Here is a 26256-nt window from a genome sequence, read left to right on the forward strand (position 1 = left end):
CGAGCTCCGTCGACGTGGGGACCTCGGCGTGGCATGTTGCGATGACGGGAGTTTCCGCGTCGTTTCCGCCCGGTCGGCACGTACGCATCCGTACGCGCAACGTCCCCGACCTCTCACGCCGGGTCATCGACCGTCTGGTTGAAGCTGGCGCAACGAGGAAATCTCCCTATTCAGCCCTGTCGATCCACCCCTTCCACGGTGCGGCGACCCGAGTCCCATTCGATAGCGCCGCGTTCCCGGAGCGACGTCCTCACCAGATGGTCGAGATCATCGGAATGTGGCTAGCCGGAGACCAGTTCGGTCGCGCCGATGCGGACTGGGTCGACAAAGTGCACCGCTCGCTGAGCTCGGTCGCCATACCGGGTGGGTATCCAAATCTGCTGACCAGCGACGACTTCGAGCAAGTTCAACATGCCTACGGTGCCAACTCCGAACGTATCCTCGCCGTCAAAGGCCGGGTCGACCCCGCCGGGGTCTTCAGCGCGACCCCCTACCAGCAGACCTCGTGGGTTAATGGCGCGAAACGCCTGCGTTGGCGAAGCACCGCGGCTGAACTTCATGGGCCGTCCCGGGCCCCTGTCACATTGACCGCGATGACTGGGCCTCTTCGTAATTCGGTCAAACAGCGCATTTGCCTGGGTAGTCGTTCGGCCCTGGAGGGGATGCCGCGGCAACGCACGCCGGCGCGTACAACGACCCTAGGAGGCAGGGCGACATCCCTCTTGGCCACTGCCTGCCCAGGGTTTTCGACTGTGTTGCACAGTGTTCGCCTACCTCCGCTGCGCCATAGACCCAGCGGTTCAGACAGCCGAACGCAGCGGCTCGGATTCGGCGGCCTCGTCGTAAGTCGGGTAGTCGATGTACCCCTTCTCCGAGCCGCCCCAGAACGTGGACCTGTCGTAGTGAGTGAGAGCTCGCCCCAGTTTGATCCGTTGCGGCAGGTCCGGGTTGGAGGTGAACAGCCGCCCGAAGGCAACCAGGTCGGCGTCGCCCTTCTCCACGACTGCCTCCGCGCCGCGCGGATCGAACCCGCCGGCGGCGATGATGTTGCCGCCGAACTTCGACCGAAGATCGGCGGCGGCGACGGGATCTGCCTCGGCGACCAGAGTGTCATTGCCACGCACCCGCGGTTCGATGACGTGTAGATAGGCCAGTCCCAACCGATCCGCGCGTTCGGCGACATATCCGAAGGTGCGCTGCGGGTCACTGTCAGACATGTCGCCGTAGGTGCCGCTGGGCGAGATGCGCAGTCCGACGCGGTCTGAGCCCCAGATGTCGATCACTGCGGCGAGCACCTCGAACATGAAGCGAGCCCGGTTCTCAATGGGGCCTCCGTAGGCATCGGATCGCTTGTTCGTACCGTCCTGGAGGAATTCGTCGATGAGGTAGCCATTGGCGCCGTGTACCTCGACACCGTCGAACCCGGCCGCGACGGCCAGCTCCGCCGCCTTGGCCCAATCCCCCACGATTCCGGGAATCTCCTCGGTCCTCAGCGCCCGGTGGGGGCTCGTGGCGACCCATCCGTCCGCCGTCACCGCAATGAGTTCAGCCGATGTGTCGACCGACGGGGCGATGGGATCCAGGCCATCGATCATCGAGGAGTGCGCCTGCCTGCCGGGGTGAAACAACTGCAGGAAGATGACGCCGCCCTTGGCGTGAACGGCGTCGGTAACCTTCCGCCACCCCGCGACGTGATCATCGGAGTACATCCCTGGTGCTCCGTAATTGGATCGGGCACTGCGTGATATGCCGGTGGCCTCGGCAATCAGCAGACCGCCCTCGGTTGCGCGCTGCGAGTAGAAGGTGGCCATCATGTCACTCGGGGTGTCACTGGGCTGCTCCGATCGCAGCCGGGTCGTCGGCGCGAGCACGACCCTGTGCGCAAGGGTGTAGCGGCCGAGGTTGACCGAAGTGAAAAGCTTCACGCTGTGTCCTATTCGTCGTCGGTATGGTGATCCGGCAGGCCGAAAGGCTCGACCGTTCATCACCAGGATTGGATGACGCGTCGAGTCAGCTGGATCTCGACGGGCGTCACGCCAACCGTCGTGTGCTGCCGATGAACGATGAACCAACCCTGCGGCCCAACATCACGCATTCATCCTGCGAGCATCAGTCGCGCTCGGGTATCCGTCAGATGACTTGTTCGACGCTGCTCTGGAACTCGCCGAGCGCCAGGTGCAACTGGTTGCGCCGGGTGATCCCGAGCTTGGGAAAGGCCTTGTACAGGTGCGTCGCAACAGTGCGGTGCGACAGGTAGATCCGGTCGGCGATCTCCCGGTTTGTCAGACCCGCCGCGGCCATCTGGGCAATCTGAAGCTCCTGCGGAGTCAACGACTCCACGGCCCCGGCCGCAGCGCGAGGGGTTTTGGTGACACCGGCGGCGCGTAGCTCGCCGGCCGCCCGCGCCGCAAAGGGCACTGCTCCGGCGTCCTCGAAGTGATTCAGCGCCGCCAGCAGGTGCGTCCGCGCCTCCACGATCCGACGGCGCCGACGGAGCCATTCGCCGAAGAGCAGGTGAGTGCGCGCCGTTTCGAGGTCTGCGGGCATCCCGTCGGCCGCGGCGAAGGCAGCCATGAAATGGCCCTCGACCTCGGAGTCCGAGTTCGCCAGCAAGGCCCGCGCCCGATGAACCAGAGCGCTGTCCCTCTGCAGGCCTTCGGCTTGTGCGGCCACGTCCTCGACCACCGAACGTGCGGCGTCGAGCTCGTCGCATCCGGCTGCAGCCTCCGCTAGGTCGGCGACAGCCCAGCGGCGGCTTGTGCGGTGCAGTCCCATCTTCAACAGGTGTTCGAGCGCCTCTGCGTGATCGGACTCGCACAGTGCCGCCATCCCAGCCGCCCAGTGCGCGTCGTCATTCCACACGATGGTGGGTGCCGATATGAGCAGCTGCCGCGCCCGGGTCAGGGCGACCTGCGCCTGCTCACCCTTGCCCTGCCACACCAGTGCGCGGGCGAGGATTGCCGCAGCAGATCCCGCGGTGATCGGAAGGCTCATGTCTTCAGCCATCCGGAGCGCGGTCTCGGCGCTGATGACCGCCGCACCGATGCGGCCCTCGGTGATCAACATCTGTGCCGCCCCGCGTAAGCCTTCGCACTCGTCGGCCGGCGACCCGCTTTTGCGGGCGGCGCTCTGCACGTGGGTCCAGCAGCGCAGGGCGCTTCGCCGGTCGGTGACCGCCTCGGCTGCGAAGGCCAGCGACATCATCACCAGGGGGGAGTCCCCCACTGATTCCATCAGCTCTGGTAGGCGGGCCCGGAATGCAGCACCCTGGCCGACGTCGTCGACCAACGCCGCCGCGATGTCGGTCATCGGGTCGCCGACGCTGGTGTCGAGCCGACGAATGGTCTCGGCGATGCGTTGACGCGATTGTTCGGGCAACCCATGCATGCGGCAGGCGATGGCCGCTGCCCATAACAGTTCTCGCTGTCGCGGATCTCCCTCGGGATGCTTGGTGGCCAGCATCAGCAGTTCGTCTGAGGACTGTCCCGGCGTATCGGCGGTGACGTTCAAGACGAACTGGGTGATTGCGACGGAGGACTTCAACCCGTGGTGGTCCTCGATGAGCGACTGGGCCTCGCGCACCATCCTCAGCGACTCTCCGATCAGTCCGGAACTGCGCGCCACTTCCGCGGCGGCCGCCAACCTGCGTAGACGGTCGGCGGGTTCTGGAGACAGACCGGCCGCCCGTCGGAACGCTGCCGCCGCCTCGGGGCCGGCGCCGAGGGATCGGGAACGTCGGGCAGCACGATCGAGGTCGGCGGCCACCTCGGCATCGGGTCCAAAGGTGGCCTCGGCGCGATGCCATGCGGCCCTCGTCGCGTCGGTCGTGACAGCGGCTATCGCCCTGTGCACGATCGAGCGCTCCGACGATGGCGCTGCCCCGTACACCGTCGAGCTGACCAGAGGGTGGCGTATCCGCAATCGACCGCCGCCGGCTCTCACCAGACCCGACAGTTCCAGGGGAGCCAAAGTATGCGCCATGTCCAAGCCCAAATGCCCTGCGGCACCGGCGATCTCATCCAGCAATCCGTTGCTGGTCGCGATGACCAGCAAGAGCAGGCGACTCTGTTCGGGCAATGCCTCCAATTGCGTCAAGAACGCTTGTTCGATACGCCGGGTCGTCGGCAGCGGGTCGCCGGCGAAGATCGGTGCCAGATCGCCACTGTCGGCCAGCGCAGTGGTCAGCGCGGTGGTCAGCTCGATAAGAGCCAAGGGGTTGCCGTCTGCTTGGTCGAGCACGCGACGTTGCGCATAAGGATCCATTGGCTGCCCTCGTCCCGCGTTACTCCAGGTGTCGGTGAGCAAGTCAACGGCAGCCTCGGGCTGCAAAGGGCCGACCGGCAGCTGTGGCAGCCCACTCAACTGCGCGACGGTGCCGTCCCACTTCTGACGCACCGCGCACAGCAGCATCAAAGGGGCGTTGGTCAATCGCCGAGCCACGAACGTCAAGACTTCCAATGACGACTGATCCAGCCATTGCGCGTCGTCGACGGTCACCAGCAGAGGCCTCGCGCTGGCGGCTTCCTCGAGCAGTCCCAGCACCGCCAACCCGATCAGCAGCCGATCCGGGGCGGGCCCCACCGCGAGCCCGAAAGCCGTCATCAGCGCCGACCGCTGACGCACCGGCAGTTCCTCGAGGTGGCGAGGCAGCAACGGATGTAGCAACTCGTGCAGGGCCGCGAATCCAACCTCGGAGTGGCACTGCAGACCAGCGCACGCCAACCTCTCGAAGCCGTTGGCTACGGCCCAATCACTGCAATACGCCAGCAGAGTGGACTTTCCGATGCCGGGCTCGCCGACGAGCACCAAGGCTTCACCGCTGGTGGAGATCCGCGCCAGCAACTCGGTGACGACGGCAAGCTCCGCGGAGCGCCCGACCAACACCCGACCAAGATAACAGCGCCACACCCGCGAAGAAGCCGCCTGCTGACTTATGGGCACGTCAGCCGAGTTCGGCAGGCGCACAGTGCGCTCCACAACTCCAGCAACAACCCGCCGCGGCGGACACCGAACATCAGTCATCCAACGGATGCCGCCGCAGGTGCCGAGCACTGCACAGTGGTGAGCGCACTCAAGAGCCCACCGATGATGGAGACGTAGATGATCGCCCCCGATAGCCGCAGCACGACCGAGAACCCCCACCGCGGCATGGCCATCGACGACGAGGCCTCGGCCTACGACCAGAAGCGCGCTCCCCATCAGGACCACCCGTCATCGTCGTACCGCGCCTACCAGGTCACCGGCCAGCGCAATTTTGCCCTCGTGGAGCGTGAACTGCGGGAGCCCGGTGACCGAGAGGTCAGAATCCGCACGCTGGCCTGCGGGGTGTGTCATACCGACTCCCTTGCCGCCGAAGGGCTGCGCTCTGATCCGAGCTCCCCGTTGGTACCCGGCCACGAAATCATCGGCGCGATCGATGCCGTCGGTGCTTTCGTCGACCGGCGCTGGCAGGTGGGCGACCGCGTTGGCCTCGGCTTCCTCGGTGGCCCGTGCCACGAGTGCCCCTACTGCCGCCGCGGCGACTTCGTCAACTGCACCGATCAGCCACAGCCAGGAACGACGGTTGACGGTGGCTACGCCGAGATGGTGTACGCCCGCCCAAGCGGGCTGGTGCGGATCCCGGATGGCTACGACGCCCTCACCGCCGCCCCGTTGCTCTGCGCGGGCGTCACGATGTTCAACGCCTTGCGGGCAGCCCATGCCCCACTGAACAGCGTCGTCGCCATTCAAGGCATTGGCGGACTCGGCCACCTCGGAGTGCAGTACGCGAAGATGATGGGGTTTCGCGTCGTGGCCATTGCCCGTGGCTCTGAGAAAGGCCCACTGGCCCAGGAGATGGGCGCTGACTACTACATCGACAGCACCGCAGAAGATCCCGCAGCGGCATTGAGCGCACTTGGCGGAGCGGCCGCGATCGTTGCGACCGCCGCCAGCGGCTCCTCGATGGGCGCCCTGGTCGCCGGCTTGCGATCGCGAGGCCGCCTGGTCATCGTCGGCGCATCCCCTGAGCCCGTTCCGATCACAACAACCGACTTGATCTTCGGTGAGCGCAGCATCCAAGGCAGCATTACGGGCTCCGCGGCAGACATCGAGGAGGGGCTCGAATTCGGACTGTCCCACCAGATCGCGCCCACGATCGAGGCGATGCCGTTCACCGAAGCGCCTGCGGCATACGAACGCATGATGTCGGGACGCGCCCGATTTCGCGTCGTTCTGGAGTTCGGGGCAAATGCACCCTCCGCTTCGGCGGCGACCTAGACCACGCCCGCCGAAAGCCGAAGTCATCTGACGGATGCGCCGAGGGGTCCGGCGGTGTCACCGTGATGTCGTGGCGCCCACGTCCACAACCGCTCCGCTGCAATAACCCCCTGGAGGAATGCATGTCTCGCGTCTGGTTCATCACCGGGTCGTCTCGAGGCTTCGGCCGTGCGCTTGCTCGCGCTGCGCTCGAGGCGGGCGACAGCGTGGCGGCGACCGCGCGCCGTCCCGAGCAACTGAGCGAGCTGGCCGAGTCGCACGGCGATCGCGTGTTGCCGTTGGAACTCGATGTCACCGACGCACCCCGGTGTGCAGATGCGCTGGACGCCGCTCTGCAACGGTTCGGCCGTGTCGACGTGGTGGTCAACAACGCGGGATACGCCAACGTCGCCCCCATCGAGACCGGAGACGATGACGACTTCCGGGCACAGTTCGAGACCAACTTCTGGGGTGTCTACAACGTGTCGAGGGCCGCGATCCCAGTGTTGCGCGCCCAGGGGGGCGGCTTGATCATCCAATTCTCGTCGGGTGGTGGTCGTGTCGGCGGTGTCCCCGGCATTGCGTCATACCAGGCCGCCAAATTCGCTATCGACGGCTTCTCGCGTGTTCTGAGAGCCGAAACGGCCCCGTTCGGGGTGAAGGTCCTCGTCGTGGAGCCCAGCGGATTCGCCACCGACTGGGCGGGATCGTCGATGTCGATCAGCGACGTCCCTGACCTCTACGCGGCCACGGTCGGGGAGATGGTCTCGCAAACCTTGTCCAGTCCCGCCATCACCGCTGGTGACCCTGCACGCGCAGCCGACATCCTGGTTCGGATGTCGCGGCGCGAGCACGTTCCCTACCATCTGCCACTGGGCGTGATCTCAGTCGAGAGCTGTACCCAGCACGACGAGAAGTTGCTCATAGAGGACCGGTTGTGGGCCGACGTCGGTCGATCCGCCGACTTCGGTGAGCACTACCCGGTCGATTTCCCGCCCGATGAGGCTGCCGACTGATCCGCCTGGGTCGCCTCGGGTCAGCCTGAGGGGCGCCCTCTGATCCCTAACCCCAATGCCTTGTGGGAAGCCGCAATCGGCTGCTGGACGAATTTGCCACGGTCTTCTCGGGTCGCCGGCATCGCGGGCCTCCTCGACGAAGTGCTTGTTCAACGCGCACAACCTGAATTTGGCTCTCACAAAGCTGATTTCGAACCACCCGTCGGCCGTAGTCCAAGATTCCCACGGGCGCCTCCGTCTTCGTCCGTGATGGAGGGCAAAGATGTCGAGATGCAGCGAAGATTGACAGGACTCGCCTGGCTACTTTGACAAGACGTCGGCGTGTCGTCTGAGCTTGTTAATCTTCGTTGCAAGACTACAGTTCAGCGCGGTTGAAGCACTTCACTCGGTAGCGCCTCCTTGCGCGAATGCCTGTGGTCAGCGTCGCGGCTCTTGAGTCGCGCTCGCCGTGTACTCGGCCGGCATGACACCCGTGCTCAGCATCCGGCAAGTCCTCCGTCTGGAGTCCATACGGGAATGACGGTGTTCTTGGACGGCTCGATAATGAACCCCACGCTGTGCCGACCCCGAGTGACTGCTACGTAAAGATTTGCCGCCTGCTGGTCGCTCAGTTTCTTTCCTTTGGTTATGAATTTGCCAATATCCCCGGTGGGATAGATCAGGATTCGAGGTCGTTCGAGTCCTTTTGCCTTGCCGAAGTTCAGGCAGTCGAGATGGTCGTACTGCTTGCCGCTTACCTTGCTGTACCGCAGAAGAATTGGATGATGAAGTTCGTTGTACTGATCGACGTGGTCGGGTGCGATCAGGAAGATCCCATCGTGGTCGGTCCGAACGGTGTTGAGCGATACCGTCGGTTCGAATCCCCACTCGGGTCCGAACAACGAGTCGGCGAACGCCGCGATCTCCGGTGCGCATCGCCATGTTTCGCGTCGTTGCTCGATGAGTAGGCGCCCGGCCGTTTCCTGGGCCCGAAACCATTTCCATACTTTCATATACATGAACGGCTTGTGTTTGGCTTCACGCTCGTTAGTGGCCAGGATGGCCTGCCGGATGTCGCCGACCATTTCGAGGTTGACCTTTGATGCCATCAACAGGTCCAGGATCTCCAGGTCATACCCGCAAAGGTCTTGGACCTCGTCGATCATGATCCGGTCGTACACCCGTTGAAGCCGCTGCAGGCAGATTCCGGCGCCAGCCTGGTTGATCTTCACCGCCAACTCCGGGAGGTGAACGCGCCTGACTTCACCTTGTTCATTGATGTATCGCTGCCAACTGCCGGCGGCGACGTAGGTCTGGGGTGGGCTGTCGAAGTCGAACCCTTCAACGCGCCTGCCTTCAAACATCAAGGGCAGGAAAGGGTGAACGAAATTCTGCAGCAGGAACGAGAACCAGCCACGCACCTCGATATGTGGGTGGTCGCCTGCCAGGCGATCCAACCTAGTGGATAGCTCGCGTTGGTTATAGCTTGTGTAGGTCAGGACGAGAATGCGCTCGCTCTGATCGGCCGCTCTGCAGGAATCGACAAGCCCCTGAGTTTTACGGGATCCGGCGACGGCGAGCGTGAGCCGGTTACTGGACTGATTCATTAACGAAGGCAACCGCTTCAGTGATGTAGCTTGGCGCATTGAGCGTTGTGTCGCTCTCCAGGATCCGTAGTGCGCCCTCGGTCTTGTTGTTATCCATCCAGGTGGCCAGGTCCGCCTTGGCGGTGATCGCCAGCACCGTACGCACCGTCTGCTCGTCGTTAGCGTGCACGATCTGGGGCTCCAGCGTGTTTCCCTGACCGGATGCTCCGATGAAAACTCCGCGGTCATCGTTGAGGTATTCGGCCAGGCCCTCGAGGAGATCGGCTGGGTCATTGCCGTCGTTGTCACGCAGAACCGCGCATCGCGTCCCGAGGGCCTGAACCAGGCGTAGGCAGTGCTTCAACGACAGTGCACGCATGCTGATCACGTCGATACCGTCATCAATGGGCCGCCGCCCGGTGTGCAGATCCATGTAGAACCGTTCGACGACAATCTCGTCGGACGGGCCTTCGACGAGGATCAGCCGCCCGGCCAAAGCCATACGCAGTGTGTCGTATCCGGGCAACTTCTTGAAATAGGCGACAGTGTCCTCTGGGAGTGCGCCCAGTGCTGTGATGCCGTTTTCTCCGACCAGTTGCAGGCCGTCCACACCGATTCGGTTGAGTACGTATGAGCTATGTGTGGTGATAAACAGCTGCTGATCGTTGCCCGCAAGGTGAGCGACGCGCGCCAGCAGCTTTCCCAAATTCGTATGCGAGAGGTGATTTTCGGGCTCTTCGATCATCACAACCCGTGCCGCCGATGCCGATCGCCCCATGGCTAGCGCAATCTTGATCGCGGCCTGCTGCCCTTGCCCCGACAGCAGGAAGGGTACTTCGGCGACATGAGGGATCACGCTGGAATCCCAAGCACCACGGCCGGTCTGATCCATGGCGAGTTCTATCGGTTTGTCGTCCAGTGGCCCTGGCAGCTCTGCCATCTTCTCGTTCACCGCCTGCAGATGCGGCGACGCCAGTGTGTCGCGGGTCGCGCGCACGGCCAGGGACACCTTCGCCTTTTCGGAGGCATTGAGGTGATCGCTTAGAATCTGTTTGAGGTGGACGTCCATCCCACTGTTGGACCGAATAGTGCGGGAATCGATGACGGCAGTCGTCAGCTCTTTCGGGCGTGCGGTCAGCGTCTTGTTGGAGAACGTGCGCCAGTCCACGCGGTAGTACTCCACAGGCAGCGCCGACGGCCCAGCATCATCGGCCTCCATTTCACATAGGTAGGCCTCGATCTCGTCACCGTAATCGGGATCGGGCTCAACTCTGAGACGGATACCCGCGCAAGCCCTAGTTGGCTGCTCTGAATTGTTGGCGCCGAACAAGTTCCGCTGAAATTCATCACGGTCGTAGAGGAACACTTCGATCTCGATCACTGGTGGCGCCGGTGTCCCACCCTTGGCTCTGGTGGCGAAGAACTCCTTCACCACCTGGGCGTTGAACCAGAACGGATTGACCTCGTCGCTGGCGAGTCGCCCACTGACCCGCCCCGTCAACACCAAGGTGATTGCCTCCAGCAGGGTTGACTTCCCTGCGTCGTTGTCACCGACGAGAATGTTGAGACGTTGGTGGGGCTCGAAGTTCAACTCCCGAAATTTGCGATATCCGACAACCCGCACGCGCTCAATCACCGACTGCTCCAGTCTGTAGTTGCCACGCTGGTGCATTAGCCGTGCGTGCGCGCAGCCGCCGAACACCTGCCCCCTCGGGTATCGGACGAGCGTCTCGACCGTGCGCGGCCGCCCTCATGGTCGCCTAGGTGACAAGCTGACGACATCCGCTGGTAGGCGCTGGCCTTCTTGTTTCTTGACCGATCTCCTTCCTTTGGAACCTATCTCGAAGACACGCGCTACATCACTAAAGTCGCCTTCGGGCGGATTCCATTCCGTCCATCGTTGAAAGTGAGAGCGGCCAATCCCTGCCGACTGGGCAGCAAAACCCAATCCGTCAGCCGCGCCTGCTGAGAACTGTTTGATTGCCTGGGTCAGCCACATCGCTTCTTCCCCGCCGACTTCTATCGGCTCTGATCTATTCCATCCTCGCGCAGATATCTGTTTATAGAGACTGCGCGCGTGGTTACCGTCGATGACCCCCAGTCCTTGGAAACGCATGACCAGCGCCTTGATCGATATACCCCAACGCTCCTTCAAGGCCGTGAGCGTTCGGAGGGTGACACGACCACCCTCCTGGTGCAGGTCTTGAAGTAAAGCATCGCCCGGACCAAGAAACGCTCCAGCAAAGCGATGCGCTTGCTTTTCGACTCGAGTTGCGTCGTCGGCAGATTCGGGAGGCCCGAGACCTGCATGCAATCCCAAGTGTCCGAGTTCATGTGCAACGGTGAAGCGTTGTCTGTCGCCAGGAACCCCACCAGGACGATTCGTCGAGGCTTGACTAACGCAAATCACTGGAATCATGTTGGACCGCAACGACAATCCGAGGTGCTTTCCAAGTTCGTTACGCATGGGCAGCACGACGCAACCCAATCGTTCAGCGGCGCGAATGCAATTACCGACAACATCTCCGTCACCAATCTGTGCGGCAGCGCGCACATCTAGGGCGAATTGTTCGATTGCTTCGTCGTCGGACGGGTCGTCGTCGAAGATAGGTATGCCGTCGGGAATACGACGTAGTCCCAAAATGTCTGATACCTCAATTACGGTGGCACTGTCGGCAGCCTGCTGGTCCACCGTCCGTTTAGAAGCGTCAGCGTACGCGCGTAACCAGGGACGAGTGGTCGGACCGATACGCTCCGGCGCAGCAAGGTATTCGGGCGTGCAATCTAGCGCGACGGCGATTCTGTCGAGGAGATCGTCGGACACCGTCATGCGGCCGTTCTCAATTTTAGACACAGACCCGTTAGCGATACCCAGTCGACTGGCGAACTCCACCTGACCTACTCCAGCAACGAGGCGGAGCCTGCGAATCCGTTCACCAATATTACGTTGCGGCAGCACTACTTTGCCCCCGTTCGTTGGTCAGCATCGCCATCAATCCGAAGGCGAGCACCCTCACGCTGTGTCGGCCTCGAAACCGAACTCGTCGTCGTCAAAGCCTTCCAGACCCTCACATGAGGGACGGAACCCACCACCTCCGGGCGGCGGTGTGGCTGATCCGAGCAGAAGGATCGGTGCGCCGAGGTCGAGGTGTCCGGGACTGCCGGGGGTGAATCCGAGGATCGGCGAGATGAAGATGTCTGTCAGTTCGGCCGAGGACCCCGCTACCCAACCAAACACCCAGGCCTCGATTGGAAAGAACCCGCTGTCATCCTCGACAACCAGCGGCGCATCCGAGCTCGCCATTACTTGGAAGTTCCCTTCGGAGTCGATCGATGCACCCCGACAACGAAAGCGACGCTCCACGCTTCCGGTGAACATGCGAATCTCGCGGCCGCTCCCATTCACCGTCCGGAACTCGACACCTACCCTCGAAGCGGCTTCATCGATCGCTTCGAGAACGAGATCGCGGGTTAGCCAGGCTCTAGACTGTCCGCTACCGAAGGCTTCATCGGCATCGAGTGCGACGTCTACGCGGTGCCCGCGTTCGGCGACTACTTCTCTGAGCTCCTCGGCGATCGAACCGAGCTTGGCTAGAGCGGTGTCCTCAGGACGTGACATAGTTGATGAGAATATTCCGGGAAATGTCACGTGTCAACGAACTGGCGCTCGGCGCGCCAGAGTCCGCCGCTCTACCGGCACGCCCAAGGTCTGCCCCCGCCGCTTCGCCGCCATATACCGCGCAGACTGAGGCGACGGCCAACTTCCATCGGTGTACATGGCCCATGACCTTCCGCCACGTCGCAACCAATTTGGGTGGCGAACCCCGAAGCTTCGCGGTTTAATCCGCCGTCTACTTCTCCCACGGAAGCGGCCCAGAGATCCGCATCTGCAGCGGGTCCGTTCCGTCAGCCGGCATCGCCCAGTCTGAGACAGGAAAGATGGGCGGCTGTCCAGGAGGGAGGTCTGCAGCCAGTTTGTCGGCACGCGTAATGAAAAGGCCCCGCAAAGCTTTGACGTCCTCGCGTTCTGCCTGGTTGCCGTAACCATCACGCATCAGCAGCACCTCCGCTTCCTGCATCGCGCAACGACGATTGTTGCAATGCACCCTAATGCGTCCCGTGTCGGCAGCAATGTCATTTCTGGATAGAGTGCATGTCATCTCGCCGCAGAAAACACACGTCATCGAGCCAGTGCGCATACGCAGCGCGGGAGCGGTACCCGCTGCCCAAGCCTGGCCGGGGCCGGTCCAGACGATATGCGGATTCGCGGGCGCAATGTGGCCCATGATCCGAACGTCAGTGCGGCTGCGAGTGGCGGCCGTCCCGTCCTCGACCACGATGACCTCGACCTCGCGCGCATCGCAGTCGCCGGTGTCGCAATAAATCTCGACTCTGCCGTTGTCGGTTGCCATATCCGTCATTGAGCGAATGACCGTGTCCTGACCACAGAAGAAGCAGCTAGAGGGCGCCTCTGCACGGCGGATCCAGGGGGCGTTGCCGACTGACCAAGGTGCACGGTCACAGTTTTCAGGTGGTGCGACTGCACGCATCGCATCTGCCAGGCGAATGTCAGGGTGGGTTTTGCGGTACTCGCGGGCGCGGCGCTTGAGGTCTTGATGCTTGGTCATAAGAAACTCCATCCACTGGAATGCGCGGTGCTCCCCGTGTCCACGCCGCTACTCAACAGTGACGGATTCTTCCGCGGATCTCCTGGACCTGGCCCTGCATGCGTCGAAGGTGACACGGGCACCTGGCGACTCGGGATAGCTGCGCGGAACAGCCACCCACAGAATACACACCCTCACGCTCAAGCCGCACGCACTTGCGCCTGTGCGGTGCGTGCAATTCATCATGCGCGCAAGCACCGGCTCATCGTCCCCGGCCAGCTCCGGCCCCTAACTCGCTGGACACCTACAACCGCCACTGCAATGGTCGTGTCATGACCTCTCCTGGCTCGCTGAGCGCACTGGGCCACCACCTTCAAAGGACGTCCTTACGAGATTTCGGTCCCCCCGAGTCCGGAAAAGTGACGCCCACGGGCGCTCGGAAGCTTCATGTGGGTCGAAATGCTGCGCCCGTGCCTCAGTTAATCCGATATGCCCTTGCGTCGATCGGGCTCACGCCCCAAGGCCCAGCAGAGAAGGTCGCTTGGTGGGTGAACTTCACATATCAAGGTCAAGCGTGCACGCTGGCCCATGAGAAGTTCGGTCTTCGTCTGTACCTTCACACTGAGAGCGAGGAGACGATCGCGACTCAGACACTCAACCAGATCGACAAGAGGCTGCGATCTAGCGTCCGGGCAGTCGAGAAGCAGGTCTTGGCGGACGCTCCTGCGCTGCTCGCGAACGGCGACGCCACAGTGGTTAATCAGCACTACCTTCTCTTACAGGCCTATAAGTACTTTCGTGAGCGTGCAACGTCGCCATCAGTTGTACAAGATGTCCATGAACGGTTTGTCAGCAAGGACGGATCCATAAGCGGATCAACGTTCACCCACGGTGAAAGTGTAATGCGCCAGAATGCTTTCCATGACCTCATTGCGGCGATCACAGCATATTTGAGCCTATTGGAACACGATCTTGTGTTGGCGCTTCCCTTCCAGGGGTTTGATCGTAACGTCGACAGCCTTATCGACATCATCGGTTCACGGTGGAAGGAAAAGTTCGCACGAGTACTGCCTAACGACACGGCCGCCAGCCGATATAGGCAGCTGTTGACAGATGTGGTCGAGCGATGGCGAAATCCTTACTCCCACGGCGGGTTCGAGAAAGGGCAAGGAGCCACCGTGTTTATACAAGCGCCTGGTATCGGCACAGTGCCGGTGGGACTGACGTCGATCCGCGACAGTCCTCGCTTCTCGTTGTTCCCAGTCGACGAGGCCGAAATGACGTCCGTGTTTGAACTTTTCGATGAGCTCGACGGCTGGCTACGGTCCACTTTGCCTGACGCGTTTGCTTGGATCGAGGCGGGCCTCGACGTACGCTTTGACCACGCTTTCCGAGCCGCGACCAAGGCAGCTCACGATGCGGGAGAGTTCGCCGTCCTTCTGGAGCACGCGGAACATCGGCAGGCGGTAGTTGACAACATGGATTTCTGATTGTGCCGTCGATCGCTCCCACAGTGAGCACCGCGTGAGGGTCGATAACACCGAATCTGCTGCTGGACTGTCGCCGAAGGCGGCCGTACTCTCCCCGAGGGTCGCCAGATTCAGAACCATTGCGCCAGCAGGGTATTGGCGAGCACCTCACGGCCGACCGTCTCCTGAACGATTCTCTTTCGCGCGGCGAGTACCCCGACGATGGCGTCGGCCAGGTCCGTGTGGAGCCATTGGTGGATCCACGTAGCCAGCGTGGGGTCGGGATTGCGGGTGTTCGTGTCACTGCGTTGGACGCCCATGTCGAAGGTGAGTTGGTACAGGCCACTGGCCGAGAGGAGCGGCGGTAGTCCGAGCACGGCGGCTCGGGCGGCCGCCGAACGGGCGATCCGAAGGCCGCCTATGTCGATGTCGCCGAAGTAGTAGAGCTTGTCCGGCCGGGCGGGTTCCGCGGTTAGCGCGGCAAGCCGGGTGGCGACGCCGTTACCGGAGCCCCAGATGATCTGGCCTTCGAACCCCAACTCCCCTGCGCGGCGGCCCAACGAGTGGTAAGTGGTGTAGTTCTCCACGATTAGCCAGTCGCCAGCCCCGTATACGAAGCGTTCCAAGGTGGGCCAGCAGAGATAGGTTTGCAATAGATCCAAGGTCAGCCGCCCCGGCCCGAACAGCGGACCGGAAACCCTTGTCTCCAACAGTTTCTCGTCGCCGAAGACCTCAAGTGAGCGTTCCCTAAGGGGCACCGTGATACCGCGGCGCCGCGACAGCCAGGCATTGATGGTCGACAGGAATCGCTGATCCGATCCCGTCAGCTTCCCCTCATCGAACAAGGATGCAGCCCAACGTAGTTCAGCATGCCAGACCGGTGCGGTCGCGGCAGGGCGCGATGACCGGGGGGCCGCTGCCTTCGTCACGTACAGCGGCAAGGCCGGCAGGGCCGCGGTGTCTTGTTTCGTCTTGGGAAGCGTGACGCGACCACTGGTCTCGAGATGGTCGATCGCCGCCTTGATCCGGGCTCTCCAGCCAACGGTGGCTGCGCCGGTCCGGTCAACTGCAGCTCCGGCTTTGAGCAGTTCGGACAGGGGGACGCGGCGAGTCCTGTGGGCTTCGATGGCGCTCCACAGCGCCTCGGCCAGCATGGTCTCAGGGCTCACGACGCACCGATGAGACCGCATCGAGGACTTGGCGCGACGTTTCGTCGTCCACGGTTGTTGGCCGTCTTTCGGGATGACGACCATGGGGTAGTGGATCGTCGTTGAGGTTGCCGATCTGGAGGCCCGGATTGTTGCGGAGTTGCTGGTGTTGGTGTGCACCGTCAGGGTGAGGACGTACTGATGGGTCGCGCGGCACCCCGCTGAAGTCTTGGCGGGCTCGCAGGGTGCCGCGCTGTAGTGCACGGAGGCACTCATGGTGACGGTAGAGGCTGATCTCGTTCACGTCGAGTCCCGGCTGGCGTCCGGGCAGATGGACTGCCCGTCCTGCCCCGACGGCGTATTGGCCTGCTGGGGTTTCGCCCGTGTCCGCCGTGTCCACGGCGTCACCGGCCCGGTGCGTCCGCGGCGGGCTCGATGCCGGTCATGCCGAGTCACACACGTGTTGCTGCCAGTGATGGCACTGTTGCGCAGGGGGTATGGCGCACAGACTATTTGGAACGCGCTGGTCTTGCGGTCCCGTGGTTGGGGGCATCGCCGAATCGCAGAGAACCTGGGGGTGCCGGCGAGCACGGTGCGGGGATGGCTGCGCCGGGTGACCGGGCGTGTCGAGTCGATGCGGGCGTGGTTCCTCCAGGTCGCGGTGGGCACCGGGATCGACGTGGCAATCCCAGATGGGTCTGGCTGCGGCTGGAGTGACCTGGTGGCCGCGATCGCCACCGCCGCCGCGGCGATCGGTGCGCGGTTCGGCCCGGCTGGGGTGCTGGGCGTGATGACGCCACCGCTGGTGATGGTGGCGGTCAGCGGCGGCAGGTTGTTGGCGCCGTGCTGGCCGCCGGCTGCCCGGCGCATCTGAGCAACACCAGTTGCCCCTGACGTGGGGCTCACGTGATCGGTGATCCTCGCCAAGGCACCTGCCCGACAATCGGTTTCGGGCCGGGCCGTCAACAGTGTGAGGAGAACGTGGCGGTGTCGTTGGAGGACCACAAACGTCGGGAACGGGCCCAGGCGATCGGGCTGTTTCGGTATCAGCTGATCTGCCCCGCCCTCGAGCAAGGGCTGTCGACCAAGCAGCGCGGGAAACTGGTCCGCGAGATCGCTGATCGCCGGCATATCGATCCGTTCGGCGCCCAGGTGCAGGTGGCGCGGGCGACGCTGGACCGTTGGATCCGCCGCTACCGGACGGGCGGGTTCGAAGCGCTGGTGCCTGAGCCGCGGCGGCTGGGCACCCGCACCGACACCCAGGTGTTGGAGCTGGCGGTCTCACTGAAGCGGGAGAACCCGGCCCGCACCGTGGCTCAGGTGGCCCGGATCCTGCGGACCGCGACGGGGTGGGCGCCCTCGGAGTCGACGCTGCTGCGCCACTTCCACCGGTGTGAGTTGATGGGCCCGACCGCCGGTCAGCCAGGCGAGGTGTTCGGCCGATTCGAAGCCGCTGATCCCAACGAACTGTGGGTCGGCGATGCCCTGCACGGCCCGCGGGTCGGAGACCGCAAAACCTACTTGTTCGCCTTCCTCGACGACCACTCTCGGCTGGTGGTCGGGCACCGCTTCGGGTTCGCTGAAGACACTGTGCGCCTGGCCGCCGCCCTGAAGCCGGCGTTGGCGGCCCGCGGCGTTCCCGCCTCGATCTATGTCGACAACGGTTCAGCCTTTGTGGATGCGTGGCTGTTGCGGGCATGCGCGAAACTCGGGATCCGATTGGTGCATTCAGCACCCGGGCGCCCGCAGGGCCGCGGCAAGATCGAGCGGTTCTTCCGCACCGTGCGCGACCAGTTCCTCGTTGAAGTCACCGACACCAGCGCCGAGGACCTTACCGCCGCGGGGGTGGACCACCGTGGGGCTCTGTTGGAGCTCAACCGACTGTTCATGGCCTGGACCGAAACCGAGTATCACCGCCGCACCCACTCCGAAACTGGACAGTCCCCGCTGGATCGGTGGGAGGACGGCTGGGACCGCCTCGGCGGGTCGCCGGCATTGCCGACCGCGGCGGATCTGACCGAGGCGTTCTTGTGGTCGGAGTTTCGGGTGGTCACCAAGACCGCCACGGTCTCGCTGCATTCCAACACCTACCGAGTTGATCCCGCCTTGGCCGGGCGCAGGGTGGAGCTGGTGTTCAGTCCCTTCGATCTGGAGTCCATCGAGGTCCGCTACCGCGACCAGAGTTTCGGTGCCGCGGTCGCTCACACCATCACCCGCCACGCCCACCCGAAAGCCCGACCTGAAACCCGTGACGATCCGACACCGGCGACGGGGATTGACTACCTTGCGCTGACCGCCGCGGCCCATCATGAGCAGCTGCGCCATGACGAACGTATCGGCTACCACGCCCTCTACGGAGCGGACGGTCAGACCACGATCGGCACAGCTGAACAAGACGGTCAGATTCCCGGCCAGCTCTCCATCACCGACCTCGGCTCCGACAGCGCTGCCCATGAAGATGGGATGTCGGCATGAGTATTGAACGGCTGCAGTCACATTGGGGGTTCAGTCGGATGCCGTTCGGGCGCAACCTGGCTCCGTCGATGCTGCACCGCCACCCCGGCCACAGTGAAGCCATCGCCCGGATCAGCTGGTGTGTCAATCAGTGCGCCATCGGGGTCATCACCGGCGAAGTCGGCGCCGGCAAGACGGTGGCCATCCGCGCCGCCGCCACCGCCCTGGACCCGGCTCGCCACGTCATCATCTACCTGGCCAACCCCACCATCGGCGTTCGCGGCATGCTCACCCACATCGTGGCCGCCCTTGGGCACACCCCGGTCTTTCACACCGCCCGCCTCGCTCCTCAGGCCGCCGAGGCCCTGGCCGCTGAACACGCCGAACGGGGCCGCAACCCAGTGCTGGTGGTCGATGAAGCACACCTGCTCGACAACCATCAACTCGAAGCGATCCGACTTCTCACTAACCACGACATGGACTCCGGATCCCCGTTCGCGGTCGTGCTGGTCGGCCAACCGACCCTGCGGCATCGGCTGCGCCTGGGTGTCTTGGCCGCCCTGGATCAGCGCATCGCGGTGCGCTACGCCCTGCCTGGGATGAGCCCGGCCGACACCGCTGACTACATCAGCCACCACACCAAGATCGCCGGCCGCTCCGACACCCTGTTCGCCGACGACGCCGTCACACTGATTCACAACGCCTCGCGCGGGCACCCCCGCGCGGTCAACAACCTCGCCTTGCACGCGTTGACGGCCGCGTTCGCTGCCGGTCATTCCATCGTCGGGGAGAAAGCTGCCCGCATCGCGATCAGCGAAACAGCTTCAGACTGAACGAAACTCCCACCACCACGACCACAACTGCATCACCGCGGCGACGATTCCGTCACCGAGACCACCACGGCCCCGCTCACCACACCGAGCGGGGCCGTTCTCATCACAGCATCATCACCACCATCGGTGACGCCGACATGGTCACCGTCGACGACGCACAACACACGGTCACGTAGGCGCGACCGGCACGAGTGGTCGAGGGGCGCTTGTGCATCGCCGCAATCCTCGGGAAGGTCGTGACGGCCCCGAGGTCGCCGATGCCCGTCCAGTAAACGAGTTGCACACCATTGGCTTTCGCGACTTTGCGCTGCAGCTCCAGGAACGGTAGATAGTTGGCCTTGCCGACCGGATTGTCCAACGGCAGGACCCCGCCGGAGGAGGTGATTCGGTCCTCGGTGCGCTTCTCCGCCCGCAGCCGCGCCATCACGCAGAACAGCACCAGTGACGCCGTGAGGTTCTCACCCCCGGACCACTTACGCATGTCGGCCACGGGTGTGCGCGTCCTGGACTGCTCGGGTGATGGTTTGAGGACGGTGGCCTTGAAGCCCTCCGGCACTGCGGAATCCGTGGCGCGCCATAGCAGTTCGGCGGGGTCTTGCTCGACGGCGCGACCGGTGACCATTGTGTCGATGAGGTCGCCTACGCGCAGCGCGATCTGCTCTCGGGTGGGATTGCTGCGGGGTGAGACGTCGAGGAACCGTTGGTGGTCCCACGCCCCGATACCCTCGGGCATCTCCGAAAGCGACGATGCCCGCCGCAGCACTGTCAGAGCGTCCACTACCAGGTCGGTCATCTTGTTCCCGATGTTGGCTTTGGTCTCTTCGACCTGTTTGAGCTGCTCGCCGATCTGCGTGGCCCGTAGCCGGAGGTCATCGACCAGGCCTTCGGCGTTCTCGGCGACCCGTTTGATGCGGGCCTTGTCTCGCAGCATCTCCCTTAGCCGACGCACCGCATGGCCGTGTTCGTCCTCGGCAAGGTGGACGAACCTGTCGTCGCTGGCCCACCGGCCAAGCTCGTCGGCGGAGGCTTCGAAGTCATCGACGGCTTGGGCATGCAGCATGCCGGCGTACTCGAAGTCCCCGTGAACGGCGGTCACGATCACCCGCACGGCGTCGTCGTCGGCCGGCAACGCGAGCTCGACCGATTCGGTGGCGGCCACCACCTTGTCCAGCCGGGAGGCCTGATCAGCGAGGGTTTTCGATCGCGCCGTCTGCGCGCCCATGGTGGCTTCGTCGGCCTTGAGTTCCTGTTCGCGCCGCCATCGCTGCTCCTCGAGCTCCACCGCGGCGTCGGTGGCGTCGGTGGCGAGGCTCTCGGCGTGAGGCTGGTCGGTCGGTTCCACGGCCTCGAAGTCCTTGCGGCTGTGCCGGCTCCCGAGGTTGCGCACGGCGTCCTGCAAGACCAACTCGGCGGCGTTGAGGTCGCCCTTGGCCGCGCCGTGCGCCATTTTGGCCTGCGTGGCTACCGCTGCGGCGCGTTGCCGGGCGACCACTCGGGAGCCTGGATCGGCAGCGTCAGTAGATGCGGAAAGTTCCAATGCCCGTTTCCGAACCGGCTCGGGCTGGCCTTCCCACTGACGCGCCGCAGTCTGAACTTCGCGTTCTGCCGCCATGACGGCGTAGCGCAGCACATCCTCGGGGAACTGTTGTTGTAACTGCTGTTCGGCCGCCTCGCGTGCGGCCCGCGCCTCGGGCTGTGACAGATCGGTGGGTAGGGGTGGCGGAAGAGTTTCCAGTTCCGCCCGCCAGTCGACTCGTCGCTGATCCACCTGCCCGCGATGGACCATCATGTCCGCCTTGGCGGCTTCAGCAGTTCTGCGTTGTTCCCGAGCGCGGGCGAGTTGTTCGTCTGCGGCTGCGAAGTCAATCGGGATCTGTTCGAGTCGCTGCTGGGAGGGGACGACGACATCAAGCTCGGTCACCGCGAGATCGGCGACGGTCGGCAGCGCCTCTTCTGCTCGCACCGCACGCATTCGCTCCAGGTGAAGCTCGGCTGCGATCGCCTTGAGTTCCTCGCCGAGGTTGTGCCGTAGCTGTTTGGTGGCGGCGGCGCGGTCGCGAGCCTCCTGCAACGCCACGGTGCTGGACTGCGTGCGGGCGCGGAGGCCATCGATGCCGTCGGCCGGTACCTCCTGCGCGAATGCCGTGATCTTCGACAGCAGGGCGCCATCGGCACGCCGCTGTGCGTCCACTGCATCGCGGCGCTCGGCCATCTGGCCGTAAGTCTCGGTGCGGGTGGTCAGTTCCACCGCGGCCGCCGCCGTGTCGTACATCGCCGCTGCCGGACCGAGAGTGAACTGCGGAGCGGGGTGGCCCTCGAACACACTGGCCGCGGACAACACCACCACGTCGTCGACGGGCGTGCGGATCTGAGCGGCCACCGCGGCGAGGTCGTCGGTGTAGACGATCACGCCGTCCACGACGGCCGGCAGTTCGGCGATCACCGTCGGGTGATCTTCGGGGTGTATGTGTTGGGCAAGGTAGCGCCATCCCGGCACAGCGGTGACGCTCGCCGCGGACAGTTCGTCGACGATCTGCTGCACCTGCAGGCGCGGCGGCAACAGGCCGTCGGTCTTCAGCGAGTGCAGCGCTCGCTCACTGGCGGCAATCCATTGGTTGAGTTCGAACGTCTCCCGCTCGCCGCTGGCCCTGGCGTGCTCCAACGCCGCGATGACGTCGTCTGATTCGCGGCCCAGATCGACCTCTCCGGTTTGCATCAGCGCCCGCACCCGGGGATTGTCGGCTAGCGCCGATGCTCGACCTACCAGGCCCTGCAATTGACCGTCGAGTTGCCGATGCTCCAGATCGGCGGCGGTCACCGCCTGCTGGTCGTCTTCGTATCGCGCCGCCGCGGTCTCGGCGGCGGCATCCCTCTCGTCGTGAGCCTGCTGCAGGCGCTCCGCAGCGGCGTGTGCCTCCCTGACAGTCACCCCCAGTCGGAGTTCGGCGGCGGCCAACGTCTCCTCGGCGGCCAGAACGCCACGCTCGATCAGGCGCTGCCGACTCTTGTCGAACTTCGCGATCTCGGAGTGGATGCTCTGCTGCTCGGTGTCGAGCTGCGCGCGGCGTTGTTGCGCGGACTCGATGGCATTCTCGGCATCGAGGAGTGTGTCGTCGTGTGCGGCGACGTATTCGTCGAGGACGGCGATCTCCTCGCCGGCCAGAGCGACGTCAGCATTGATCGCTGCAGCGAGATGCGCGCGGGCGGTGTCGACACGATCTTGCAGGGGCTTGGCTGCTTGGGTCTTCTCCTCCAGCGCGGCCTGCTTCTCCGCGAGATCGGCACGGCGAGTGATCAACTCGATGTGCTGCTCTACGGCCTGCCACGCAGTCTCAGTGATCGATGCGGCTTCAGCCACTGTCTGTGCCTGTTCGGCGGCCAGTTGCGCGGCGCTGACGCCGAACTCGGCCGCCTTCATCAGGTAGTGCAGGGCTCGGGTTCGGTTCAGGTCCAACTCGCTGCGAATGATGCGCAACGCATCCTCGATGACCCCCTTGCGGAATGCCGCCTGATCGGCGAGGTCTGCAGCCACCGCGCTGGCATCGAGCAGTGCCCGCTTGTGCCGGCTGGCGCGAGTGCGTTCGTCATCGAGGGTGCGCGCCGCGTCGTCACGATTGCTTCGCGCGATCCCCAGGGTCAACACGCGGTCCTGCGCATCGTCGCAGAACTCCTTCTCCGCCAAATACATTGGACGCTTGGCGATCTCGGCGGCAGTGTCCTTGAGCAAGTCCCTTACGGGTTCGATCTGTTCGTGGTTACCGACGAACCGGAGGAGATACCGGACGAACTTGCCCGGTGAATCGATCTCGGCGAACAGTCCGTCGATCCCGCCTTCGGCGGCGTTAACAAGAAGGAAGTACTCGAACAGTCCCGGGTCGAAGCGGCGTTCCCGCAGCGCAGCGTGCCATTCACCGATGGTCTGGTTGACCACCACCGCATTGACGCCCTGAACGGCCAGCCCACTGATGTGACTGCAGAAGCGTTCGCGATCGAAGCCGCCGCCGGTGCGGAAGGTGAAGGGCAGCGTGTCCAGGGTGGCGCCGTCGATGTCGGGGTCGGGGCTGATGCACCACCAACTTCTGCGCAGGCGGTCCTTGCCACCGCGGCTGTTGTAGTCGACCGGCCTTGTGCGGCCGTCCCATTCGTACACCGCGCCGGTAAGCAGTAGCTGCCCGTCCGGACCGACCCATTCAGCAACCACGTGAGCGGTGTCGCCGCTGAGGATCAGGTCCTCCAACGATCGGTTCTTGGTCTTGTGCGCCAGGAAGTCGCGGCGCCCGGGGCGAATCAAGGCCAGCAACAACGACAGCATCGTGGTCTTTCCCGCCCCGTTGCGTAGCCACACGATGGAATCGGTCGGATCGCCGGCGACGTCGGTCAACTCCACCATCAGATCGGCAAACCGGTTGTCGCTCACACCAACCGAGTCGAGATACATCCGCCGCAAACGAAACATTAGCTGCCCACCGACTCGTCGGCGGCATTGCTCATCTCGGCGATCAACGACTCCGCGACCTCCGCCAAACCGATCCGGAAGCGGTCGTTGAGCACGAATGCTTCACCGGTGGCATCGTCGAGCGCGGGTTCGCGCCTCGCGCGGCCTTGTGCTGTCAAGAAGGTCAGGGTTGCATCGACATACCAGCGGTGGCATTCCCGGCCGACCCGCCCGTGGTCGGTGAGCAGCACCTGCGGCAGGTCATGCCAGGTGCGGGCTGCCTCACCGAGCTGGCCCTCGGCCTCGCCGGAGTCGGCATCAAGACCGATCAGTCCCTTGACGCGTTGTTCGAGGAACCGCTCAATGTCCAACGCCCGCACCGGCCGGTTCGCCGAGTCGATCAACGTCTCCCCGTTGGGGTAGGCGTAGGTAATCAAACCGAGCAGGACCAGCCCGAAGCACCGCCGATCCCGCAGACGCTGTTCCCCACTCTTGCGCACCGGAAGCCCGGAATTGTCCAGCGTTACCGCGAACGGTGAATCGACCTGGCCCGACACCAGCAGCCCCAACTGTGGGCTGACCTGGTGGACCTCCAACCCGAGGCCCTCGGCCACCCGGTCGACCAATTCGGCGAAGGGAAGATCGACCTGGAACCTGTCGAGCAGATCGCGGTACAGACTTCCCGGCGTCGGACGATCCCTGGGCGCCAGCGCATGCCGTATCAGCCGGGCGGCCGCCGAAACGTCGGCATGGTTCACGACGTCCTCACCGTCTCGAGATCGACGGCATCTAGGGCGGCGGATCGCGCCAACGTCAGATCCGGACCGCGGTACCGGTCGTCGGTGAGAACGTGCTCATCAGCGACCGCAACGAGCGTGGCGACTGCGGCCGCCAGGTCCGCGCTGCCCGGCTCATCATCGTGGGCGCGATCCTCACCGGCGACGAACACCCATAACGCGGCGCCCCACAGCACATCCAACAAACGGTGCGGATCTGCTACCTCCCCCGACCGTGATCGGGCTACACCGAGCAGCTCCGAGACGCGAGTCGGCCGCTCGGCAGCCACCGAAAGGACATCTGCAGCGCAGCGGGCAATATCCTGGGGGATCGAGTCTCCCGGCGGCTCTCCGAGTTCGCCGGGGTCGTCGACCTCGGGGGGACGGCGGTCATAACTCGTCGGCGCCCGAAACAGCAGGTCGGTGAGATCGCCCAATGCCCAACACACTGGCGTCGGCGGAGCCACCACACCCGTAACCAACACGCCGACCGCCGCGGCGAAGCGGTCGTCGAGGGCGGCTATGCCTGGTTCGAAGACATCGCGAGCCATGTCGATCGTGGTGGCAAGACCGCGCGGGCGGAACCGTTGAGTGTTCTGCGCGTCGAGGAACACCGGGATGGCCGACAAAACGAACCGTTCCAGCCGGGTCCACACATCTCCTCCGACGCGAACCTCGTCCGCAATTTTGCGACATGCATCGGCCGCATCCGGATCATCGCCTGCTTGGTTGGCCAGCACGGTGAGTTGCCGGTCTCGGTCGATCTGCAGTCGGATCTGGCTGCGCACGTCACTGAGCCATAGCGGCATCTCCCCGTGCCAATCGACTGTGCCGACATCGCGCTGGGTGTCGGCCAACCGCTCTCGCAGACTTGCTGAGAGCCCGCGCGCGGTCCGAGTGGCTTGGCGCGCCGAGTCCAGCGCTTTATCAAATTCGCCTGCCTGCATCTGTATTTCGACCAAAAGCTTCAACGCCAGCGCTCGGTCGGCGAGATCGGTGTTCAGGGCCTGCAGGTACAGCAAGATCGCCTCATCGGTCGCGGTGACCGCGGCACCGGACTCGCTGTCCACCATCCGCAGCAAGCGGAACCGGAAGACGTCCGAATCCGCACCGTCGCCCGGTCCGTCGACCTCCAGCCAAGTCGCCTCATGAGGACGCCCGTCATTGAACACTGCGTTGAACACCAAACGCGCGACCTTCACGAACGGGCGACTCGGATCACCCGGGTTCATCCGCCGCGCCACCTGCGTCATATGATCGGTAACCGAATCCAGGCTGACGGACCCCTCCAGGCTGGCCTGGTTGTGGACGATGTAGTCGATGAGCCGCAGCGCGAGCTGCGCGAGGTCGTAGCTACGATGGTCGATGTCAGCGCGCGGCGCAGCCCGGTTCAGCAATTCGAACACCGGACCCAGCAACTGCAGCGTCTTCCACCGATCCTTCAGATCAGTGCTGTTCGCCATCGGTATCCCCCACCACCGTGTATCCCCGGCTGATGACCGTAGAGCATATGTCCGACACCACCGAGGTGGCGCCGAAGTCGTTGATCGGTTAGCTAGCTAAGCAGGGACCGTCCACGTCTAGTCTCCTGAAGTCGTCCGGTGCGAGAGGATGGTGTCCGTGACGAGGAAGGCACGGGATCTGGACGCCAAACGGCGCATCAAGGTCGACGACGCGGCTGCAGTAATCGCGGCGTTCCGGTGGTGGGCGAACCTG

General features: G+C 64.0%; 18 protein-coding genes. 6 read left to right on the forward strand and 12 right to left on the reverse strand.

Annotated features, from left to right (window positions below; all coding sequences use genetic code 11):
• Positions 1-281 precede the first annotated feature (281 nt).
• The 3 genes from ACNUDN_RS27765 to ACNUDN_RS27775 form a co-directional block, all read right to left on the reverse strand.
• Positions 282-560 carry a hypothetical protein gene (locus ACNUDN_RS27765; RefSeq protein ID WP_419124884.1) on the reverse strand — a complete coding sequence of 93 codons (279 nt, stop codon included), beginning with the start codon at positions 558-560 and terminating at the stop codon, positions 282-284.
• Between the two features lie 240 nt (positions 561-800).
• Complete coding sequence (locus ACNUDN_RS27770) at positions 801-1925, reverse strand: alkene reductase (protein ID WP_419124885.1); 1125 nt, start codon at positions 1923-1925, stop codon at positions 801-803.
• 205 nt (positions 1926-2130) lie between these two features.
• Positions 2131-4884 carry an ATP-binding protein gene (locus tag ACNUDN_RS27775; RefSeq protein ID WP_419124886.1) on the reverse strand — a complete coding sequence of 918 codons (2754 nt, stop codon included), beginning with the start codon at positions 4882-4884 and terminating at the stop codon, positions 2131-2133.
• 216 nt (positions 4885-5100) lie between these two features.
• Between ACNUDN_RS27775 and ACNUDN_RS27780 the strand changes: the two genes are divergently transcribed.
• Positions 5101-6258, forward strand: coding sequence for a zinc-binding dehydrogenase (locus tag ACNUDN_RS27780; RefSeq protein WP_419124887.1), 1158 nt, complete (start codon positions 5101-5103; stop codon positions 6256-6258).
• Between the two features lie 122 nt (positions 6259-6380).
• A complete protein-coding gene (locus ACNUDN_RS27785; protein ID WP_419124888.1) occupies positions 6381-7253 on the forward strand; it encodes an SDR family NAD(P)-dependent oxidoreductase in 873 nt (290 codons plus the stop codon).
• 476 nt (positions 7254-7729) lie between these two features.
• Here ACNUDN_RS27785 and ACNUDN_RS27790 read toward each other — a convergent pair whose 3' ends face one another.
• The 5 genes from ACNUDN_RS27790 to ACNUDN_RS27810 form a co-directional block, all read right to left on the reverse strand.
• Positions 7730-8839 (reverse strand): UvrD-helicase domain-containing protein, encoded by a 1110-nt coding sequence (locus ACNUDN_RS27790; RefSeq protein WP_419124889.1) that lies wholly within the window; start codon positions 8837-8839, stop codon positions 7730-7732.
• Positions 8823-10454: an ATP-dependent nuclease gene (locus ACNUDN_RS27795; protein ID WP_419124890.1), complete on the reverse strand. Its 1632-nt coding sequence runs from the start codon at positions 10452-10454 to the stop codon at positions 8823-8825. The genes ACNUDN_RS27790 and ACNUDN_RS27795 overlap by 17 nt, the downstream gene beginning before the upstream one ends.
• 114 nt (positions 10455-10568) lie before the next feature.
• Entirely contained in the window at positions 10569-11777 is a 1209-nt protein-coding gene (locus ACNUDN_RS27800; RefSeq protein ID WP_419124891.1) for a helix-turn-helix domain-containing protein, read from the reverse strand.
• A 54-nt stretch (positions 11778-11831) separates the two neighbouring features.
• Complete coding sequence (locus ACNUDN_RS27805) at positions 11832-12437, reverse strand: hypothetical protein (RefSeq protein WP_498450172.1); 606 nt, start codon at positions 12435-12437, stop codon at positions 11832-11834.
• A 232-nt stretch (positions 12438-12669) separates the two neighbouring features.
• Positions 12670-13446, reverse strand: a complete 777-nt coding sequence (locus ACNUDN_RS27810; RefSeq protein ID WP_419124893.1) for a hypothetical protein — start codon at positions 13444-13446, stop codon at positions 12670-12672.
• Between the two features lie 527 nt (positions 13447-13973).
• Between ACNUDN_RS27810 and ACNUDN_RS27815 the strand changes: the two genes are divergently transcribed.
• Positions 13974-14915: a hypothetical protein gene (locus tag ACNUDN_RS27815; RefSeq protein WP_419124894.1), complete on the forward strand. Its 942-nt coding sequence runs from the start codon at positions 13974-13976 to the stop codon at positions 14913-14915.
• Positions 14916-15025: 110 nt separating this feature from the next.
• Here the strand turns inward: ACNUDN_RS27815 and ACNUDN_RS27820 are convergent, their stop codons facing one another.
• Positions 15026-16063, reverse strand: coding sequence for a Wadjet anti-phage system protein JetD domain-containing protein (locus tag ACNUDN_RS27820; protein WP_419124895.1), 1038 nt, complete (start codon positions 16061-16063; stop codon positions 15026-15028).
• Positions 16064-16316: 253 nt separating this feature from the next.
• Between ACNUDN_RS27820 and ACNUDN_RS27825 the strand changes: the two genes are divergently transcribed.
• The 3 genes from ACNUDN_RS27825 to ACNUDN_RS27835 all read left to right on the forward strand — a co-directional run bounded on the left by ACNUDN_RS27825 (position 16317) and on the right by ACNUDN_RS27835 (position 19329).
• Positions 16317-16916, forward strand: a complete 600-nt coding sequence (locus ACNUDN_RS27825; RefSeq protein ID WP_099248877.1) for a helix-turn-helix domain-containing protein — start codon at positions 16317-16319, stop codon at positions 16914-16916.
• A 113-nt stretch (positions 16917-17029) separates the two neighbouring features.
• Positions 17030-18517 carry a DDE-type integrase/transposase/recombinase gene (locus tag ACNUDN_RS27830; RefSeq protein ID WP_041801157.1) on the forward strand — a complete coding sequence of 496 codons (1488 nt, stop codon included), beginning with the start codon at positions 17030-17032 and terminating at the stop codon, positions 18515-18517.
• Positions 18514-19329, forward strand: coding sequence for an ExeA family protein (locus tag ACNUDN_RS27835; RefSeq protein ID WP_011896180.1), 816 nt, complete (start codon positions 18514-18516; stop codon positions 19327-19329). The genes ACNUDN_RS27830 and ACNUDN_RS27835 overlap by 4 nt, the downstream gene beginning before the upstream one ends.
• Positions 19330-19432: 103 nt before the next feature.
• On the opposite strand, the gene ACNUDN_RS27840 is transcribed toward ACNUDN_RS27835, so the two are convergent.
• Genes ACNUDN_RS27840 through ACNUDN_RS27850 form a run of 3 tightly spaced genes read right to left on the reverse strand, consistent with a single transcriptional unit; the run spans position 19433 to position 26003 of the window.
• Positions 19433-23746 carry a coiled-coil domain-containing protein gene (locus ACNUDN_RS27840; RefSeq protein WP_419124896.1) on the reverse strand — a complete coding sequence of 1438 codons (4314 nt, stop codon included), beginning with the start codon at positions 23744-23746 and terminating at the stop codon, positions 19433-19435.
• 38 nt (positions 23747-23784) lie between these two features.
• On the reverse strand, positions 23785-24522 hold the full coding sequence (locus ACNUDN_RS27845) for a hypothetical protein (RefSeq protein ID WP_419124897.1): 738 nt from the start codon (positions 24520-24522) through the stop codon (positions 23785-23787).
• A complete protein-coding gene (locus ACNUDN_RS27850; RefSeq protein ID WP_419124898.1) occupies positions 24519-26003 on the reverse strand; it encodes a tetratricopeptide repeat protein in 1485 nt (494 codons plus the stop codon). Before ACNUDN_RS27850 ends, ACNUDN_RS27845 begins: the two co-directional genes overlap by 4 nt.
• Positions 26004-26256: the final 253 nt, after the last annotated feature.

Origin of the sequence: Mycobacterium sp. smrl_JER01 (assembly GCF_048513595.2) — a bacterium.
In the GTDB taxonomy this organism is placed as follows: Bacteria; Actinomycetota; Actinomycetes; order Mycobacteriales; family Mycobacteriaceae; genus Mycobacterium.

Excerpts from the sequence above, each read along its gene's own strand:
- ACNUDN_RS27810 (WP_419124893.1), bottom strand. The coding sequence starts at position 13,446 with ATGACCAAGCATCAAGACCTCAAGCGCCGCGCCCGCGAGTACCGCAAA.
- ACNUDN_RS27835 (WP_011896180.1), top strand. The coding sequence starts at position 18,514 with ATGAGTATTGAACGGCTGCAGTCACATTGGGGGTTCAGTCGGATGCCG.
- ACNUDN_RS27780 (WP_419124887.1), top strand. The coding sequence starts at position 5,101 with ATGATCGCCCCCGATAGCCGCAGCACGACCGAGAACCCCCACCGCGGC.
- ACNUDN_RS27765 (WP_419124884.1), bottom strand. The coding sequence starts at position 560 with ATGAAGTTCAGCCGCGGTGCTTCGCCAACGCAGGCGTTTCGCGCCATT.
- ACNUDN_RS27805 (WP_498450172.1), bottom strand. The coding sequence starts at position 12,437 with ATGTCACGTCCTGAGGACACCGCTCTAGCCAAGCTCGGTTCGATCGCC.
- ACNUDN_RS27850 (WP_419124898.1), bottom strand. The coding sequence starts at position 26,003 with ATGGCGAACAGCACTGATCTGAAGGATCGGTGGAAGACGCTGCAGTTG.
- ACNUDN_RS27825 (WP_099248877.1), top strand. The coding sequence starts at position 16,317 with ATGGTGACGGTAGAGGCTGATCTCGTTCACGTCGAGTCCCGGCTGGCG.
- ACNUDN_RS27790 (WP_419124889.1), bottom strand. The coding sequence starts at position 8,839 with ATGAATCAGTCCAGTAACCGGCTCACGCTCGCCGTCGCCGGATCCCGT.
- ACNUDN_RS27785 (WP_419124888.1), top strand. The coding sequence starts at position 6,381 with ATGTCTCGCGTCTGGTTCATCACCGGGTCGTCTCGAGGCTTCGGCCGT.